The organism is Pseudomonas sp. BCA17, assembly GCF_004519405.1.
Taxonomy (GTDB): domain Bacteria; phylum Pseudomonadota; class Gammaproteobacteria; order Pseudomonadales; family Pseudomonadaceae; genus Aquipseudomonas.
The window spans coordinates 920,205-938,621 of sequence record NZ_SGWI01000001.1; the positions used below are offsets into that span (position 1 = coordinate 920,205).

Annotated in this window: 16 protein-coding genes; all 16 read left to right on the forward strand. The window is 60.4% G+C overall.

Annotated elements, in window-relative coordinates:
• Positions 1–14: 14 nt before the first annotated feature.
• Positions 15–461 (forward strand): NUDIX hydrolase, encoded by a 447-nt coding sequence (locus EXW71_RS04040; RefSeq protein ID WP_134657668.1) that lies wholly within the window; start codon positions 15–17, stop codon positions 459–461.
• A 59-nt stretch (positions 462–520) separates the two neighbouring features.
• Positions 521–1,645 carry a tRNA 2-thiouridine(34) synthase MnmA gene (gene mnmA, locus EXW71_RS04045; RefSeq protein WP_123717781.1) on the forward strand — a complete coding sequence of 375 codons (1,125 nt, stop codon included), beginning with the start codon at positions 521–523 and terminating at the stop codon, positions 1,643–1,645.
• Positions 1,642–2,265 carry a high frequency lysogenization protein HflD gene (gene hflD, locus EXW71_RS04050; RefSeq protein WP_123717782.1) on the forward strand — a complete coding sequence of 208 codons (624 nt, stop codon included), beginning with the start codon at positions 1,642–1,644 and terminating at the stop codon, positions 2,263–2,265. Before mnmA ends, hflD begins: the two co-directional genes overlap by 4 nt.
• A gap of 123 nt (positions 2,266–2,388) precedes the next feature.
• Positions 2,389–3,759, forward strand: coding sequence for an adenylosuccinate lyase (gene purB / locus EXW71_RS04055; RefSeq protein ID WP_134657669.1), 1,371 nt, complete (start codon positions 2,389–2,391; stop codon positions 3,757–3,759).
• An 83-nt stretch (positions 3,760–3,842) separates the two neighbouring features.
• The gene (locus EXW71_RS04060; RefSeq protein WP_134657670.1) at positions 3,843–5,009 is read left to right on the forward strand and encodes a cupin domain-containing protein; all 1,167 of its coding nucleotides are present in this window, start codon (positions 3,843–3,845) and stop codon (positions 5,007–5,009) included.
• Positions 5,002–5,424 (forward strand): GNAT family N-acetyltransferase, encoded by a 423-nt coding sequence (locus tag EXW71_RS04065; RefSeq protein WP_134657671.1) that lies wholly within the window; start codon positions 5,002–5,004, stop codon positions 5,422–5,424. The genes EXW71_RS04060 and EXW71_RS04065 overlap by 8 nt, the downstream gene beginning before the upstream one ends.
• A gap of 146 nt (positions 5,425–5,570) precedes the next feature.
• Positions 5,571–6,308: a secretin N-terminal domain-containing protein gene (locus EXW71_RS04070; protein WP_134657672.1), complete on the forward strand. Its 738-nt coding sequence runs from the start codon at positions 5,571–5,573 to the stop codon at positions 6,306–6,308.
• A 496-nt stretch (positions 6,309–6,804) separates the two neighbouring features.
• Entirely contained in the window at positions 6,805–8,130 is a 1,326-nt protein-coding gene (gene aceA / locus EXW71_RS04075; protein ID WP_060755664.1) for an isocitrate lyase, read from the forward strand.
• A gap of 1,053 nt (positions 8,131–9,183) precedes the next feature.
• Positions 9,184–9,597 (forward strand): NADH-quinone oxidoreductase subunit A, encoded by a 414-nt coding sequence (locus EXW71_RS04085; protein WP_003219575.1) that lies wholly within the window; start codon positions 9,184–9,186, stop codon positions 9,595–9,597.
• A 10-nt stretch (positions 9,598–9,607) separates the two neighbouring features.
• Entirely contained in the window at positions 9,608–10,282 is a 675-nt protein-coding gene (locus EXW71_RS04090) for an NADH-quinone oxidoreductase subunit B family protein (protein ID WP_123717788.1), read from the forward strand.
• A 72-nt stretch (positions 10,283–10,354) separates the two neighbouring features.
• Entirely contained in the window at positions 10,355–12,139 is a 1,785-nt protein-coding gene (gene nuoC / locus EXW71_RS04095; RefSeq protein WP_123717789.1) for an NADH-quinone oxidoreductase subunit C/D, read from the forward strand.
• Positions 12,140–12,141: 2 nt separating this feature from the next.
• Positions 12,142–12,639, forward strand: a complete 498-nt coding sequence (gene nuoE / locus EXW71_RS04100; RefSeq protein ID WP_003174721.1) for an NADH-quinone oxidoreductase subunit NuoE — start codon at positions 12,142–12,144, stop codon at positions 12,637–12,639.
• Positions 12,636–13,994, forward strand: coding sequence for an NADH-quinone oxidoreductase subunit NuoF (nuoF, locus tag EXW71_RS04105; protein WP_123717790.1), 1,359 nt, complete (start codon positions 12,636–12,638; stop codon positions 13,992–13,994). The genes nuoE and nuoF overlap by 4 nt, the downstream gene beginning before the upstream one ends.
• Before the next feature lie 136 nt (positions 13,995–14,130).
• The gene (nuoG, locus tag EXW71_RS04110; protein ID WP_134657673.1) at positions 14,131–16,845 is read left to right on the forward strand and encodes an NADH-quinone oxidoreductase subunit NuoG; all 2,715 of its coding nucleotides are present in this window, start codon (positions 14,131–14,133) and stop codon (positions 16,843–16,845) included.
• Entirely contained in the window at positions 16,842–17,849 is a 1,008-nt protein-coding gene (gene nuoH, locus EXW71_RS04115) for an NADH-quinone oxidoreductase subunit NuoH (protein ID WP_123717792.1), read from the forward strand. The genes nuoG and nuoH overlap by 4 nt, the downstream gene beginning before the upstream one ends.
• Before the next feature lie 11 nt (positions 17,850–17,860).
• The gene (gene nuoI / locus EXW71_RS04120) at positions 17,861–18,409 is read left to right on the forward strand and encodes an NADH-quinone oxidoreductase subunit NuoI (RefSeq protein WP_003174725.1); all 549 of its coding nucleotides are present in this window, start codon (positions 17,861–17,863) and stop codon (positions 18,407–18,409) included.
• Positions 18,410–18,417 lie beyond the last annotated feature (8 nt).

Sequence of the window (18,417 nt, forward strand, 5' to 3'; positions counted from 1 at the left end):
ACATCGAGGCTTCCATGACCTGGCTACCCCACATCACCGTCGCCACCATCGTCGAAGACGACGGCCGCTTCCTCATGGTCGAAGAACTCAAAGGCGGCCGCGCCGTGCTCAACCAGCCCGCCGGGCACCTGGATCCCAATGAAACCCTGACCGAAGCCGCCGTGCGCGAAACCCTCGAGGAGACCGGCTGGGACGTCGAAGCCACCGGCATCGTCGGCATTTACCTGTACACCGCTCCCAGCAATGGCGTGACCTACCAGCGCGTGTGTTTCATCGCCAAGGCGCTGAAACACCACCCGGACTACGCACTCGATGAAGGCATCCTGCGCGCCCGCTGGCTGACCCGCGACGAGTTGATGGCCCTGCGCGACGACTGGCGCAGCGAGCTGATCATCCGCTGTATCGATGATTATTTGAGCGGTCAGCACCACAGTCTCGAATTGATCCGCCCTTCTCTTTAGCCTTAGAGGCTGCGGCCTGTTAGAATCGCGTCCTTTTTCAAGACACCCGTTGAAACCCTATGCGTGATTCAGCCCCTTCTGATACACAAAAGAAGCGCGTCATCGTCGGCATGTCCGGCGGCGTGGACTCTTCCGTTTCCGCCGTTCTGCTCATGGAGCAGGGTTATGAGGTGGAAGGCCTGTTCATGAAGAACTGGGAAGAAGACGATGGAACGGAATACTGCACCGCCATGGACGATCTGGCGGACGCCCAGGCCGTGTGCGACAAAATCGGCATCAAGTTGCACACCGCCAACTTTGCCGCCGAGTACTGGGACAACGTGTTCGAGCACTTCCTGGCCGAATACAAGGCCGGCCGCACGCCGAACCCGGACATCCTGTGCAACCGCGAAATCAAGTTCAAGGCATTCCTCGACTACGCCATGATGCTGGGCGCCGACCTGATTGCTACCGGCCACTATGTACGCCGTCGCGATATCGATGGGCGTACCGAACTGCTCAAGGGCCTGGACCCGAACAAGGACCAGAGCTACTTCCTGCACGCCGTCGGCGGTGAACAGATCGCCAAGACCCTGTTCCCGGTAGGCGAACTGGAAAAGCCCGAAGTGCGCAAGATCGCCGAGAAACACGGCCTGGCTACCGCCAAGAAAAAGGATTCCACCGGGATCTGCTTTATCGGTGAGCGCCGTTTCAGCGACTTCCTCAAGCAGTACCTGCCGGCGCAACCCGGCGAGATCAAAACCACCGAAGGTGACGTGATTGGCCGTCACCACGGCCTGATGTACCACACCATTGGCCAGCGCCAGGGCCTGGGCATCGGCGGTTTGAAAGATGCCGGCGAAGAGCCGTGGTATGTGCTGGTCAAGGACCTGGAACACAACGAGCTGATCGTTGGCCAGGGCAACGAGCACCCGCTGCTGTTCTCGGGCGCCCTGCTGGCGTCGGAGATCTACTGGGTCAACCCGATCGACTTGAGCAGCCCTCGCCGCCTGACGGCCAAGGTGCGCTATCGCCAGAGCGATCAGCCCTGCACCCTGGAAAAAACCGCCGACGGCTATCGCGCCACCTTTGATGACCCGCAGCGTGCGGTCACTCCTGGCCAGTCAGTCGTGTTCTATGACGGTGAAATCTGCCTGGGCGGCGGCGTGATCGAAGTCGCCGAAGCCTGGAGCAGCCAGGCATGAGCCCGACCCAGGAGCAATTGACGGCACTGGGCGGGGTCTTCCTCGCCGCCGTGCTGGTGGACAAGATCGCCAAGACCGGCCAGGTCACCGAGGCAGGCCTGACCTGCATGCTTGGCAGCCTGTTGATCCGCGACCCCAAGGACACCCTGGAAGTCTACGGCGGCGATGATCTAGCGTTGCGTGAAGGCTATCGCGCATTGATCGGCGCCCTGGAACGCGACCCCAGCACCTTGCAGCGCGAACCGCTGCGCTACGCACTGTCGATGCTGGGCCTCGAGCGTCAACTGGCCAAGCGCGACGACATGCTGGAAACCATCGGCAAACGCTTGCCGCAGATCCAGTCCCAGGTGGAACATTTCGGCCCGGCCCACGAAAATGTCATTGCCGCCTGCGGTGCGCTGTACCAGGACACCTTGAGCACGTTACGCCAGCGGATTCAGGTGCACGGCGACATGCGCAACCTGCAGCAACCGAACAATGCCTCGAAGATCCGCGCCCTGCTCCTGGCGGGTATTCGTTCGGCGCGGTTGTGGCGTCAGTTGGGTGGCCATCGTTGGCAACTGGTGATCAGCCGTCGCAAATTGCTCAAAGAGCTTTACCCGTTGATGCGCAACGACTAAGTCGCAGCAACCCCTGTTTTCAAGCATCACGCGTAATACGCCGGTCAGTTGGCGACGGACCGGCGGATTTTTTCATGTATGATACGCGCCCCATTTCGTTGCCCGACTGTCCGAGAACACCCCATGCAGCTTTCTTCGCTCACTGCGGTTTCCCCTGTTGACGGCCGCTACGCCGGCAAAACCCAGGCCCTGCGCCCTATTTTCAGCGAATACGGCTTGATCCGTGCTCGTGTTCTGGTTGAAGTGCGCTGGCTCCAGCGTCTGGCCGCTCACCCCGCCATCAGCGAAGTGCCGGTATTTTCCGCCGAAGCCAACGCTGTATTGAACACCCTGGCGGAAAACTTCTCCCTGGAGCACGCCGAGCGTGTGAAAGAGATCGAGCGCACCACCAACCACGACGTAAAAGCCATCGAGTACTTGCTCAAGGAGCAAGCGGCCAAGCTGCCGGAACTGGCCAAGGTCAGCGAATTCATCCACTTTGCCTGCACCAGCGAGGACATCAACAACCTGTCCCACGCCCTGATGCTGCGCGAAGGCCGCGATGACGTCATGCTGCCGCTAATGCGCCAGACCGCCAATGCCATCCGCGAACTGGCCATCCGTTTCGCCGACGTCCCCATGCTGTCGCGCACCCACGGCCAGCCGGCATCGCCGACCACCCTGGGCAAAGAACTGGCCAACGTCGTGTACCGCCTGGAGCGTCAGATCGCACAAGTCGCCGCCGTACCGCTGCTGGGCAAGATCAACGGCGCCGTGGGCAACTACAACGCCCACCTGTCGGCCTATCCTGAGATCGACTGGGAAGCCAACGCCCGCGCCTTCATCGAAGACGAGCTGGGCCTGGGCTTCAACCCGTACACCACGCAGATCGAGCCGCACGACTACATCGCCGAGCTGTTCGACGCCATTGCACGCTTCAACACCATCCTGATCGACTTCGATCGCGATATCTGGGGCTATATCTCCCTGGGCTACTTCAAGCAGCGCACCATTGCCGGTGAAATCGGTTCGTCGACCATGCCACACAAGGTCAACCCGATCGACTTCGAAAACTCCGAAGGCAACCTCGGCATCGCCAACGCCCTGTTCCAGCACCTGGCCAGCAAGTTGCCGATCTCCCGCTGGCAGCGTGACCTGACCGACTCCACCGTGCTGCGCAACCTCGGCGTGGGTTTCGCCCACAGCGTGATCGCGTACGAAGCCAGCCTCAAAGGCATCAGCAAGCTGGAGCTCAACGAGCAGAAAATTGCTGCCGACCTGGACGCCTGCTGGGAAGTCCTGGCCGAGCCGATCCAAACCGTGATGCGCCGCTACAACATCGAAAACCCTTACGAGAAGCTGAAAGAGTTGACGCGCGGCAAGGGCATCAGCCCTGAAGCACTGCAAACTTTCATCGACGGCCTGGACATGCCAGCCGCCGCCAAGGCCGAGCTGAAACTGCTCACCCCGGCCAACTACATCGGCAACGCCGTAGCCCAAGCCAAGCGCATCTGATCCACGCAAGACCCTTGAGACGCCCGGCCGCGCCGGGCGTTTTTATTCCAGTCTTAAAAGTGCTTTTTTTCAATAGGTTACACATGAATCCTGATATCCCTCTTCAACTTCTGGGCGGCATCACGGCACGGGAATTCCTGCGCGACTACTGGCAGAAGAAACCGCTGCTGATCCGCCAGGCCATCCCTGACTTCGAAAGCCCGATCGACGCCGACGAACTGGCCGGCCTGGCCCTGGAAGAAGAAGTCGAGTCGCGCCTGGTGATCGAGCACGGCGAACGCCCTTGGGAACTGCGCCGCGGCCCGTTCGCCGAAGACGCCTTCAGCACGCTGCCCGAGCGCGAATGGACCCTGCTGGTGCAGGCCGTTGACCAATTCGTACCCGAAGTGGCCGAGCTGCTGGAGCAATTCCGCTTCCTGCCAAGCTGGCGCATCGACGATGTGATGATCAGCTTTGCCGCCCCCGGTGGCAGCGTAGGCCCGCACTTCGATAACTACGACGTGTTCCTGCTGCAGGCCCAAGGCAAGCGCAACTGGAAGATCGGCCAGATGTGCAACTCCGAAAGTCCACTGCTGCAGCACGCCGACCTGCGCATCCTCGCCGAATTCGAAGAGAGCGCCGAATGGGTACTGGAGCCGGGCGACATGCTCTACCTGCCGCCACGCCTGGCGCACTTCGGTATCGCCGAAGACGACTGCATGACCTACTCCGTAGGCTTCCGCGCCCCGAGCGCCGCCGAAGTACTGACCCACTTCACCGACTTCCTCAGCCAGTACCTGACGGACGAGGAGCGCTACACTGATGCTGACGTACAGCCGGTCAGCGACCCTCACCAGATCCAGGGCGACGCCCTCGACCGCCTGAAAAGCCTGCTGGCCGAGCACATGAGCGATGAGCGCATGCTGCTGACCTGGTTCGGCCAGTTCATGACCGAGCCACGCTACCCGGAACTGGTGGCCGGTGAAGAATTGGGCGAGGACGACTTCATCAGCGCCCTTGAAGACGGTGCGATACTGGTGCGCAACCCGAGTGCGCGCCTGGCCTGGTCCGAAGTCGACGACGATGTGCTGCTGTTCGCCAGCGGCCAGAGCCGTTACCTGCCAGGTAAACTGCGCGAACTGCTGAAGCTGGTGTGCTCGGCTGACGCACTGCACAGCGAAAACCTCGGCGAATGGCTCGCGGACGAAGACGGTCGCGACCTGCTGTGTGAACTGGTCAAGCAAGGAAGCCTGGGGTTTGCCGATGAATAAGATTCACGTAAGTGTCGCGGACTGGCAAAAGGATATCGCTGAGATTCGGCGCATTCGTGAAGCGGTATTTATCGCCGAACAATCGGTTCCACCCGAGCTTGAATGGGACGCAGACGACGCCGGCGCGGTGCATTTCCTGGCCTTCGAAGGCGACTTTCCGATCGGCACCGCCCGCTTGCTGCCCAGCGGCGAAATCGGGCGCGTATCGGTGCTCAAGGACTGGCGAGGGCTTAAAGTCGGCGACAAGCTGATGGAAGCCGTGATCGGTGCCGCGGAGCAACGCGGCCAGAGCAAGCAGTTCCTCAGCGCGCAGGTGTACGCTGCGCCGTTTTATGAGCGACTGGGCTTCAAAATCGTCAGCGAGGAATTCCTGGAAGTTGGAATTCCCCATGTCGATATGGTGCGTGAGGGCTAGCCCGAGAGCGCGTCGCGACAGCCATTCAGCAACATCTCAAAATGCCCTGCCATGCAGGGCATTTTGCTGTCTACGATTCAATTTGCAGCCTGCCAGGCCGACAAACTGGCACTATCAAGCCTAAATGACTCGCAGAGATAACGGACATGTCCCTACGCACCCTGCTTACCGCCCTCTTGCTGACCGCCAGCACCTCGGCCATGGCCGACACTGAAGTCGTCAACCTGAACAATCGCACCAGCGCCGACCTGCTGCCCGTGGCACAGAATTTCATTGGCAAGGACGGCAGCGTCAGCGCCTACGGCAACCAGCTTATCGTCAAAGCGGACCCCGGAAAGGTCCAGGACCTGCGCGCGCTCCTTTCGCAATTGGACACACCCGCCAAACGCCTGCTGATCACTGTCGACACCAACGAAAACAATCAGCAAAACACCGGTGACAGCCAGACCCGCATCATCAGCTACGGCACTGCCAGCCGCGACGGCGGTATCCAGCAGGTCCAGGCCAGCGAAGGCGTGCCCGCACTGATCCAGGTCGGCCAGAGCGTACCGCTGACCACCACCCAGCAAGACAGCTACGGTCGCCTGCAAAACCAGACCCAGTATCGCAACGTCACCCAGGGCTTTTACGTCACGGCGAGCGTCACCGGCGAGACCGTGCACCTTGCCATCAGTACCAACCGTGACCGTATGAGCCAGGAACGTCCTGATGTAGTGAACGTTCAGAGTACCGACACAACCGTCAGCGGGCGCCTGGGCGAATGGATTCCCCTGGCCGGCATCAATCGCGACACCCAGGCCGATAAATCCTCCACAACCCGCAGCTACTCTACTCAGGGCCGCGATGACCTGACTTTACGGGTCAAGGTCGACACCCTGAACTGAAGCACCGGAAACTGACTGATGAGTCGTATTAGACCAAAGATGTAGTGCCTTGAAAAAAGCACTACAAATCATTTGACGATCGAAAAAAGCCTGTGCATGATGGCCTCGCTCCCGCTAATCAGGGGCCCTGGCAAGGGCCTTCGGATCGCCGCTCTAAGCTACCCACCTGAGCCGATTCGTGTCTGTACCGCCCACAAGGTGTGTTTGACGAGGTTGCGACTGGAACGAAGTTGTCCCGAGGGACGGAAGCCAACCAGGTAACCCGGCTACACACTGATGGATCGTACAAAGGCCCACGACGCCCGAAGACCGTTCGCAGTTTGCCCTTACCTGCTCAACTCCCCCCCTTGAGCCCATCGTTCATCCCGTCGCCTTCCCCGCCAAGCCACGCTTGACCACCCGAGCTTCTGGTCAGCGAGCAGCCAAAACCACGCACTTACTACGTGGCTGGCAAATGGAATTTTCCACCTAGACCTATGCGACGAGGTTTTTCCCCATGGCACTGACACGCGAACAGCAAATTGCAGCCCTTGAAAAAGACTGGGCTGAAAACCCACGCTGGAAAGGCGTAACCCGCGCTTATTCCGCTGCTGACGTCGTCCGCCTGCGTGGCTCGGTCCAACCCGAGCACACCTTTGCAAAACTCGGCGCCGAGAAGCTGTGGAAGCTGGTCACCCAGGGTGCCAAGCCTTCCTTCCGTCCCGACAAAGATTTCGTCAACTGCATGGGCGCCCTCACTGGCGGCCAGGCAGTCCAACAGGTAAAAGCCGGTATCCAGGCGATCTACCTGTCCGGCTGGCAAGTGGCAGCGGACAACAACTCCGCTGAATCCATGTACCCCGACCAATCGCTGTACCCGGTGGACTCGGTGCCGACCGTGGTCAAGCGCATCAACAACTCGTTCCGTCGCGCCGACCAGATCCAGTGGAAAGCCGGCAAGAACCCGGGCGACGAAGGTTACATCGACTACTTCGCACCGATCGTGGCCGACGCTGAAGCCGGTTTCGGCGGCGTGCTGAACGCCTACGAGCTGATGAAGAGCATGATCGAGGCCGGCGCTGCCGGCGTGCACTTCGAAGACCAGCTGGCTTCGGTGAAAAAATGCGGCCACATGGGTGGCAAGGTATTGGTACCGACCCAGGAAGCCGTGCAGAAGCTGACCGCGGCTCGACTCGCTGCTGACGTTGCCGGCACGCCAACCATCATCCTGGCGCGTACCGATGCCAACGCCGCTGACTTGCTGACCTCGGACTGCGACCCGTACGACAAGCCGTTCGTCACTGGCGAACGTACCCAGGAAGGCTTCTATAAAGTGCGCGCCGGCCTCGACCAGGCCATTGCCCGCGGCCTGGCCTATGCGCCATACGCCGACCTGATCTGGTGCGAAACCGCCAAGCCGGACCTGGAAGAAGCCCGTCGTTTCGCCGAAGCGATCAAGAAGGAATACCCGGACCAACTGCTGTCCTACAACTGCTCGCCTTCTTTCAACTGGAAGAAGAACCTGGACGACGCGACCATCGCCAAGTTCCAGCGCGAACTGTCGGCCATGGGCTACAAGCACCAGTTCATCACGCTGGCGGGCATTCACAACATGTGGCACAGCATGTTCAACCTGGCGCACGACTATGCCCGCAATGACATGACTGCCTACGTGAAGCTGCAGGAGCAAGAGTTCGCTGATGCCGCCAAGGGGTACACCTTTGTGGCGCACCAGCAGGAAGTGGGCACTGGGTACTTTGACGATATGACCACGGTGATTCAGGGCGGCACCTCGTCGGTGACTGCGCTGACGGGGTCGACTGAAGAAGAGCAGTTCCACTGAGTGACTGAGTACACGGCCATTGCGGCCCCACGGAAGACCTAACCGCAATGCCGCATGATCTGACGCCCCGACTGGTTCGGGGCGTTTTTTTTTGGATTTTTTTAAAGCGCTGTGGGTGCGGGTGGAGTGTGTGCATATCCGTTATTTTTGTAACGGCTTCTATTGGTTCCGCTCTTACAGCGGCTCACTTTTGAAGAGCGCAAAAGTAAGCAAAACGCTCTTGCCCCACCACTCGGCACCTCGCTCAGGCTCGGTGTGCCCTCACTCCGGCTTTGGACCGTGGGCCGCCGTCATGGGCCATCCTTGGCCCAGGACGGCTAACCCGGCGTCCTGCCGGGTTACCCACGCTCCAAAGCCTGCGTTCGGCCAGCGTGGTTTAACGGGGCGCCTAAGATCAAGATCAAAAGCAAGAGCACAGCGGCCTACCGGCCGGCTTGAGTGGGGTGAAGCAACAGCAAAAACACACGCGATCCACTGTAGGAGCGAGCTTGCTCGCGAAGGTCGTTAACGATGACGTTGGTTTCCTGATTCAACGCGGCGTTGTCGGGTTTTTCGCGAGCAAGCTCGCTCCTACAGAAAAGCTGCTCTGCTTTTGAGTTGCTGCAGGAACGGATATGTACACAGCCCCCCACCACCAGATTTCGAGCAAAACATTGATCCAGGGCGGTATCCCACTCTGCAAAACCAGTTAAAAGATCCGCTTTACCAACTAGCCTCACCCTCACAAGTAACAGCAACTTCCCGCGCTAAACCCCGAACAGTTGTTTAAAATCCACCCAAACAATATTCATTATCATTTAGAGCATGAGAACTTCTTTACAGCTAAAACAAAACATAATTGGTGAAAAGCCAGCTAATGCCCGCCCCACAAGGGTTACAGCCCCACAAAGGTGCACTATGTGCTTATTCCATCGAATAATTTCGCTATCGGAATTTTACTTGCCCGGTGTTTAGCCATAAAATCACCGCGATTGATTGCAGTGCGACATATCGTCACTGCATCGTTACTTTTTCGAGCTCAGAGACCTTTGCTCTCTGTTAAGGATTTCCAGCATGACCGAAGCGACAGGACTCATGGCCCACAACTGGGGCTTTGCCATTTTCCTCCTCGGTGTCGTCGGCCTTTGCGCCTTCATGCTCGGTGTTTCCAGCCTACTCGGGTCAAAAGCCTGGGGCCGCAGCAAGAATGAACCGTTCGAGTCCGGCATGCTGCCTACAGGTGGCGCCCGCTTGCGGCTCTCAGCCAAATTCTATCTGGTCGCGATGCTGTTCGTGATCTTCGATATCGAAGCCCTCTTTCTCTTTGCCTGGTCTGTGTCCGTCCGCGAAAGCGGCTGGACCGGATTCGTCGAAGCCCTCGTTTTCATAGCAATTCTGTTGGCAGGCCTTGTCTACCTATTCCGAGTGGGCGCCCTTGATTGGGCTCCGGAAGCTCGTCGTAAGCGGCAAGCGAAGCTGAAACAATGAGGCTTTGGCGATGCAATACAATCTCACCAGGATCGACCCGGATGCTCCTAACGAGCAGTACCCCATCGGCGAACGGGAAACCGTTTCCGACCCGTTAGAAGACCAAGTCCACAAAAACATCTACATGGGCAAGCTGGAAGACGTGCTGAGTGGCGCGGTCAACTGGGGGCGCAAGAATTCCCTGTGGCCGTACAACTTCGGTCTGTCCTGCTGCTACGTGGAAATGACCACCGCCTTCACGGCGCCCCATGACATCGCGCGCTTTGGTGCCGAAGTTATCCGGGCATCGCCGCGCCAGGCGGACTTCATGGTTATCGCCGGTACCTGCTTCATCAAGATGGCCCCGATCATCCAGCGTCTCTACGAGCAGATGCTTGAGCCGAAGTGGGTTATCTCCATGGGTTCGTGCGCCAACTCCGGTGGCATGTACGACATCTACTCCGTCGTTCAAGGGGTGGACAAGTTCCTGCCCGTGGACGTCTACGTGCCTGGCTGCCCGCCTCGCCCTGAAGCATTTCTGCAAGGCTTGATGCTGTTGCAGGAATCGATTGGCAAGGAGCGTCGTCCACTTTCCTGGGTTGTCGGTGAACAAGGCGTGTATCGCGCCGAGATGCCGTCACAAAAGGAACAGCGCCGCGAACAGCGTATTCAGGTCACCAACCTGCGCAGCCCCGACGAAGTCTGATCCAGCACCGCTTCTTTTATAGAACGAAAACCTGGCTTCATTCTTTACGTTGACCGAAAGCGATAAAAAACCATGACTACAGGCAGTGCTCGACGCATCCCGCCTTATAAGGCAGACGACCAGGATGTGGTCGTCGAACTCAATAACCGTTTTGGCCCTGACGCCTTCACCGCCCAGGCCACGCGCACCGGTATGCCGGTGCTGTGGGTGGCGCGTGCCAAGCTCGTGGAAGTCCTGACCTTCCTGCGCAACCTGCCCAAGCCATACGTCATGCTCTATGACCTGCATGGCGTGGATGAACGCCTGCGCACCAAGCGCCAGGGATTGCCGAGCGGCGCCGATTTCACCGTGTTCTACCACCTGATGTCGCTGGAACGTAACAGCGATGTGATGATCAAGGTCGCCCTGTCCGAAAACGACCTGAGCCTCCCGACCGTGACCGGTATCTGGCCGAACGCCAACTGGTACGAGCGTGAAGTCTGGGACATGTTCGGCATCGACTTCCCGGGCCACCCGCACCTGTCGCGCATCATGATGCCGCCGACCTGGGAAGGTCACCCGCTGCGCAAGGACTTCCCTGCCCGCGCCACCGAATTCGACCCGTTCAGCCTCAACCTGGCCAAGCAACAGCTTGAAGAAGAGGCTGCCCGCTTCCGTCCGGAAGACTGGGGCATGAAGCGTTCCGGCACCAACGAGGACTATATGTTCCTCAACCTCGGTCCGAACCACCCTTCGGCGCACGGTGCCTTCCGTATCATCCTGCAACTGGACGGCGAAGAAATCGTCGACTGCGTGCCGGACATCGGCTATCACCACCGTGGTGCCGAGAAGATGGCCGAGCGCCAGTCGTGGCACAGTTTCATCCCGTACACCGACCGTATCGACTACCTCGGCGGCGTGATGAACAACCTGCCGTACGTGCTCTCGGTCGAGAAGCTGGCCGGTATCAAGGTGCCGGACCGCGTCGACACCATCCGCATCATGATGGCCGAGTTCTTCCGGATCACCAGCCACCTGCTGTTCCTGGGTACGTATATCCAGGACGTCGGCGCCATGACCCCGGTGTTCTTCACCTTCACCGACCGTCAACGCGCCTACAAGGTCATCGAAGCCATCACCGGTTTCCGCCTGCACCCGGCCTGGTACCGCATCGGTGGTGTTGCCCACGACCTGCCGAACGGCTGGGAGCGCCTGGTCAAGGAGTTCATCGACTGGATGCCAAAGCGTCTGGACGAATACCAAAAGGCTGCGCTGGACAACAGCATCCTCAAGGGCCGCACCATCGGTGTCGCGCAGTACAACACCAAAGAGGCCCTGGAATGGGGCGTCACCGGTGCCGGCCTGCGTTCCACCGGCTGCGATTTCGACCTGCGTAAAGCACGCCCGTACTCCGGCTACGAGAACTTCGAATTCGAAGTACCGCTGGCGGCCAATGGCGATGCCTACGACCGTTGCATCGTGCGCGTCGAAGAAATGCGCCAGAGCCTGAAGATCATCGAGCAGTGCATGCGCAACATGCCGGCCGGCCCGTACAAGGCGGACCACCCGCTGACCACGCCACCGCCGAAAGAGCGCACGCTGCAGCACATCGAAACCCTGATCACGCACTTCCTGCAGGTTTCGTGGGGCCCGGTGATGCCGGCCAACGAGTCCTTCCAGATGATCGAAGCGACCAAGGGTATCAACAGTTATTACCTGACGAGCGATGGCGGCACCATGAGCTACCGCACCCGGATTCGCACCCCGAGCTTTGCCCACTTGCAGCAGATCCCTTCGGTGATCAAAGGCGAGATGGTCGCGGACTTGATTGCGTACCTGGGTAGTATCGATTTCGTTATGGCCGACGTGGACCGCTAAGCATGAACAGCACGCTTATCCAGACAGACCGTTTCACCTTGAGTGAAACCGAGCGCTCGGCCATCGAGCACGAGCTGCATCACTACGAAGACCCGCGCGCGGCGTCGATCGAAGCCTTGAAGATCGTCCAGAAGGAACGCGGCTGGGTGCCGGACGGCGCACTGTACGCCATCGGCGAAATCCTCGGCATTCCTGCCAGCGACGTCGAAGGCGTGGCCACGTTCTACAGCCAGATCTTCCGCCAGCCGGTGGGCCGCCACATCATCCGCGTATGCGACAGCATGGTCTGCTACATCGGTGGCCACGAATCCGTGGTCAGCGAGATCCAGAACAAGCTGGGCATCGGCCTGGGCCAGACCACTCCGGACGGCCGCTTCACGCTGCTGCCGGTGTGCTGCCTGGGCAACTGCGACAAGGCGCCGGCGTTGATGATCGACGACGACACATTCGGTGACGTGCAGCCCGCTGGCGTGACCCAATTGCTTGAGGGCTACCCATGACCCTTACATCTTTCGGCCCGGCCAACCTGATCAAGCGTTCGCCCGAGACTCACCCGCTGACCTGGCGCCTGCGTGACGATGCCGAGCCGGTATGGTTCGACGAGTACCAGGCCAAGAACGGCTACGCCGCCGCGCGCAAAGCCTTCGCCGACATGGCCCAGGACGATATCGTCCAGACCGTGAAAGACGCCGGCCTCAAAGGCCGCGGCGGTGCAGGCTTCCCCACGGGCGTGAAGTGGGGGCTGATGCCCAAGGACGAGTCCATCAACATCCGTTACCTGCTGTGCAACGCGGATGAGATGGAACCGAACACCTGGAAAGACCGCATGCTGATGGAGCAACTGCCCCATCTGCTGATCGAGGGCATGCTGATCAGCGCCCGCGCATTGAAAACCTACCGTGGCTACATCTTCCTGCGTGGCGAGTACACCACCGCCGCCAAGCACCTCAACCGTGCCGTGGAAGAAGCCAAGGCTGCCGGCCTGCTGGGCAAGAACATCCTCGGTTCCGGTTTTGACTTCGAACTGTTCGTGCACACCGGCGCCGGGCGTTATATCTGCGGTGAAGAAACCGCACTGATCAACTCCCTCGAAGGCCGCCGCGCCAACCCACGCTCCAAGCCGCCCTTCCCTGCCGCCGTTGGCGTGTGGGGCAAGCCGACTTGCGTGAACAACGTAGAGACCCTGTGCAACGTGCCGGCGATCATCGCCGACGGTGTGGACTGGTACAAATCCCTGGCCCGCGAAGGCAGCGAAGACATGGGCACCAAGCTCATGGGCTTCTCCGGCAAGGTCAAGAACCCTGGCCTGTGGGAACTGCCATTTGGCGTGACCGCGCGCGAGCTGTTCGAGGACTACGCCGGCGGCATGCGCGACGGCTACACCCTCAAGGCCTGGCAGCCAGGCGGTGCCGGCACCGGCTTCCTGCTGCCCGAGCACCTGGACGCACAGATGTATGCCGGCGGCATCGGCAAGGTAGGTACCCGGATGGGCACCGGCCTGGCGATGGCGGTGGACAACACCGTGAACATGGTCTCGCTGCTGCGCAACATGGAGCAGTTCTTTGCCCGTGAATCCTGCGGCTTCTGCACCCCATGCCGCGATGGTCTGCCGTGGAGCGTCAAGCTGCTGATGGCCCTGGAAAAAGGCGAAGGCCGCGAGGGAGACATCGAGACTCTGCTGGGTCTGGTCGGTTTCCTCGGCCCTGGCAAGACCTTCTGTGCTCACGCACCGGGCGCCGTGGAGCCATTGGGCAGCGCAATCAAATACTTCCGCCCTGAATTCGAGGCCGGCATCGCGCCAACCCGCGCGGGCGAGCTCACTCAGGTGGTATCACCGACCATGGTCGGCGCGTAACGCTTCAAAGAAGCGAAGGGTCCGTGCCCTTCGCTTTCTCATGTGCTGACGCCTTGATGGCTGTGTAGATGCACATGAATAACAAGATTCCATTAGCCACGCCCGCTGACAACGGGCCAACGAAGAACTTTGAACCATGGCCACTATCCACGTAGACGGCAAAGCGCTCGAAGTCGATGGGGCGGACAACCTGTTACAGGCCTGTCTGTCACTCGGTCTCGATATCCCGTATTTCTGCTGGCACCCCGCACTTGGTAGCGTCGGTGCCTGTCGCCAGTGTGCGGTCAAGCAGTACACCGACGAAAACGACACCCGTGGTCGTATCGTCATGTCCTGCATGACCCCAGCCACCGACAACACCTGGATCTCCATCGACGATGAAGAATCCAAGGCGTTCCGCGCCAGCGTCGTCGAATGGCTGATGACCAACCACCCCCACGACTGCCCGGTCTGTGAGGAAGGCGGTCACTGCCACCTGCAAGACATGACGGTGATGACCGGCCACAACGAGCGCCGCTATCGCTTCACCAAGCGTACCCACCAGAACCAGGACCTCGGTCCGTTCATTTCCCACGAAATGAACCGCTGCATCGCCTGCTACCGCTGCGTGCGCTTCTATAAAGACTACGCCGGCGGCACCGACCTGGGCGTATTCGGCGCCCACGACAACGTGTACTTCGGTCGCGTTGAAGACGGCGTGCTCGAGAGCGAATTCTCCGGCAACCTCACCGAGGTCTGCCCGACCGGTGTGTTCACCGACAAGACCCACTCCGAGCGCTACAACCGTAAGTGGGACATGCAGTTCGCACCGAGCATCTGCCATGGCTGCTCCAGCGGTTGCAACATCTCCCCGGGCGAGCGCTACGGCGAACTGCGTCGCATCGAAAACCGCTTCAACGGTTCGGTCAACCAGTACTTCCTGTGCGACCGTGGCCGTTTCGGCTACGGCTACGTCAACCGCGAAGACCGTCCGCGCCAGCCACTGTTGGCCGGCGGCGCCAAGCTGAGCCTGGACGAGGCGCTGGATAAAGCCGCCGACCTGCTGCGCGGTCGCAACATCGTCGGTATCGGTTCGCCCCGCGCCAGCCTCGAAAGCAACTACGCGTTGCGCGAGCTGGTCGGCGCCGAGCACTTCTACTCCGGTATCGAAGCCGGTGAACTGGAGCGCATCCGTCTGGTCCTGCAGGTGCTGAACGACAGCCCGCTGCCGGTGCCGAACATGCGCGACATCGAAGACCACGACGCGATTTTCGTCCTCGGTGAAGACCTGACCCAGACTGCTGCGCGTATCGCGCTGTCCCTGCGCCAGTCGGTCAAGGGCAAGGCCGAAGCAATGGCCGACGCCATGCGCGTGCAGCCTTGGCTCGACGCCGCGGTGAAAAATATCGGCCAGCACGCGCTGAACCCGCTGTTTATCGCCAGCCTGGCTGAAACCAAGCTCGACGACATCGCCGAAGAATGCGTCCACGCAGCACCGGACGACCTGGCCCGCATCGGTTTTGCCGTGGCTCACGCCCTGGATGCCAGCGCGCCTGCCGTCGAAGGCCTGGACAGCGAAGCCGTCGAATTGGCTCAGCGTATCGCCGACGCCCTGCTGGCGGCCAAGCGCCCATTGATCATTGCCGGTACCTCACTGGGTTCCAAGGCACTGATCGAAGCCGCCGCCAACATTGCCAAGGCCCTGAAGCTGCGTGACAAGAACGGCTCCATCAGCCTGGTCGTGCCGGAAGCCAACAGCCTTGGCCTGGCCATGCTCGGTGGCGAGTCCGTGGACGCCGGTCTGCAGGCTGTCATCGACGGCAACGCCGATGCCATCGTGGTGCTGGAGAACGACCTGTTCACCCGCACCGATGCCGCCAAGGTTGAAGCTGCGCTGAATGCGGCAAAAGTGCTGATCGTTGCCGACCACCAGAAGACCGCTACCAGCGACCGTGCCGACCTGGTGCTGCCGGCCGCCACGTTCGCCGAAGGCGACGGTACCCTGGTCAGCCAGGAAGGCCGCGCCCAGCGCTTCTTCCAGGTGTTCGATCCAAAGTACATGGACGCCAGCATCCTGGTTCACGAAGGCTGGCGCTGGCTGCATGCCCTGCGCGCCACCTTGCTGAACCAGCCGATCGACTGGACCCAGCTCGATCACGTCACCGCCGCGACCGCCGCGAGCGCGCCGCAGCTGGCACGTATCGTCGACGCTGCGCCGTCCGCCGCGTTCCGCATCAAGGGCTTGAAACTGGCTCGCGAACCGCTGCGTTACTCCGGTCGTACCGCCATGCGCGCCAACATCAGCGTGCACGAACCGCGTACCCCGCAAGACCCGGACACCGCGTTCAACTTCTCCATGGAAGGTTACTCGGGCTCTGCCGAGCCACGTCAGCAAGTGCCGTTCGCCTGGTCTCCGGGCTGGAACTCGCCGCAGGCCTGGAACAAGTTCCAGGATGAAGTCGGTGGGCATATCCGCGCCGGCGACCCGGGCACCCGCCTGATCGAAAGCGCAGGTGATTCGCTGAACTGGTTCACTGCGGTACCGCGCCCGTTCAACCCGGCCCAGGGCACCTGGCAGGTTGTACCGTTCTTCCACCTGTTCGGCAGCGAAGAGAACTCTTCCAAAGCCGCTCCGGTTCAAGAGCGCATTCCAGCCGCCTACGTATCCGTGGCCAAGTCCGAAGCCGATCGCCTGGGCGTCAACGACGGTGCCCTGCTCAGCCTGAACGTGGCCGGCCAGACCCTACGTCTGCCGCTGCGCATCAATGATGAGTTGGGTGCTGGCCTGGTTGCACTGCCAAAAGGTCTCGCCGGCATTCCAGCGGCAATCTTTGGCAAAACCGTTGATGGTCTGCAGGAGGCAGCGCAATGACTTGGTTCACTCCTGAAGTGATCGATGTGATCATCGCGGTCGTCAAGGCCATCGTAATCCTGTTGGCCGTGGTCGTGGCGGGCGCCCTGCTCAGCTTCGTCGAACGTCGCCTGCTGGGCTGGTGGCAAGACCGTTACGGTCCGAACCGCGTTGGCCCGTTCGGCATGTTCCAGATCGCTGCCGACATGCTGAAAATGTTCTTCAAGGAAGACTGGACCCCGCCGTTTGCCGACAAGGTGATTTTCACCCTGGCACCGGTCGTGGCCATGAGCGCCTTGCTGATCGCCTTCGCGATCATCCCGATCACCCCGACCTGGGGCGTGGCGGACCTGAACATCGGCTTGCTGTTCTTCTTCGCCATGGCCGGCCTGTCGGTCTACGCGGTGCTGTTCGCCGGTTGGTCGAGCAACAACAAGTTCGCCCTGCTGGGCAGCCTGCGGGCTTCGGCCCAGACCGTGTCCTACGAAGTGTTCATGGGCCTCGCGCTGATGGGCATCGTGGTGCAGGTCGGCTCGTTCAACATGCGTGACATCGTCGAGTACCAGGCGCAGAACCTGTGGTTCATCATTCCGCAGTTCTTCGGCTTCTGTACCTTCTTCATCGCCGGCGTTGCCGTGACTCACCGTCACCCATTCGACCAGCCGGAAGCGGAACAGGAACTGGCCGACGGTTACCACATTGAATACGCCGGCATGAAATGGGGCATGTTCTTCGTTGGCGAGTACATCGGCATCATCTTGATCTCGGCCCTGCTGGTCACGCTGTTCTTCGGCGGCTGGCACGGTCCTTTCAACATCCTGCCGCAACTGGCGTTCTTCTGGTTTTTCTTGAAGACGGCGTTCTTCATCATGTTGTTCATCCTGCTGCGCGCTTCCATTCCGCGTCCACGCTATGACCAGGTGATGGATTTCAGCTGGCGCTTCTGCCTGCCGCTGACCCTGATCAATTTGCTGGTGACGGCTGCCGTTGTGTTGTTGAACACGCCAGCCGGCGCGGTTCAGTGAGGATTTGACCCATGTTCAAATATATTGGCGACATCGTTAAGGGTACCGGTACCCAGTTGCGAAGCCTGGTGATGGTGTTCGGTCACGGCTTTCGCAAGCGCGACACCCTGCAATACCCGGAAGAGGCGGTGTACCTGCCGCCACGCTATCGCGGCCGCATCGTACTGACCCGCGACCCCGACGGCGAAGAGCGTTGCGTAGCCTGCAACCTGTGCGCCGTGGCGTGCCCGGTGGGTTGCATCTCCCTGCAGAAAGCTGAAACCGAAGACGGTCGCTGGTACCCGGACTTCTTCCGCATCAACTTCTCGCGTTGCATTTTCTGCGGCCTCTGCGAGGAAGCTTGCCCGACCACCGCGATCCAGCTCACACCGGATTTCGAGATGGCCGAGTTCAAACGTCAGGACCTGGTGTACGAGAAAGAAGATCTGTTGATCTCCGGTCCCGGTAAAAACCCTGATTACAACTTCTATCGTGTTGCAGGTATGGCCGTTGCCGGTAAGCCGAAAGGCGCCGCCCAAAACGAAGCCGAGCCGATCAACGTGAAGAGCTTGCTGCCTTAAGGAAGAAA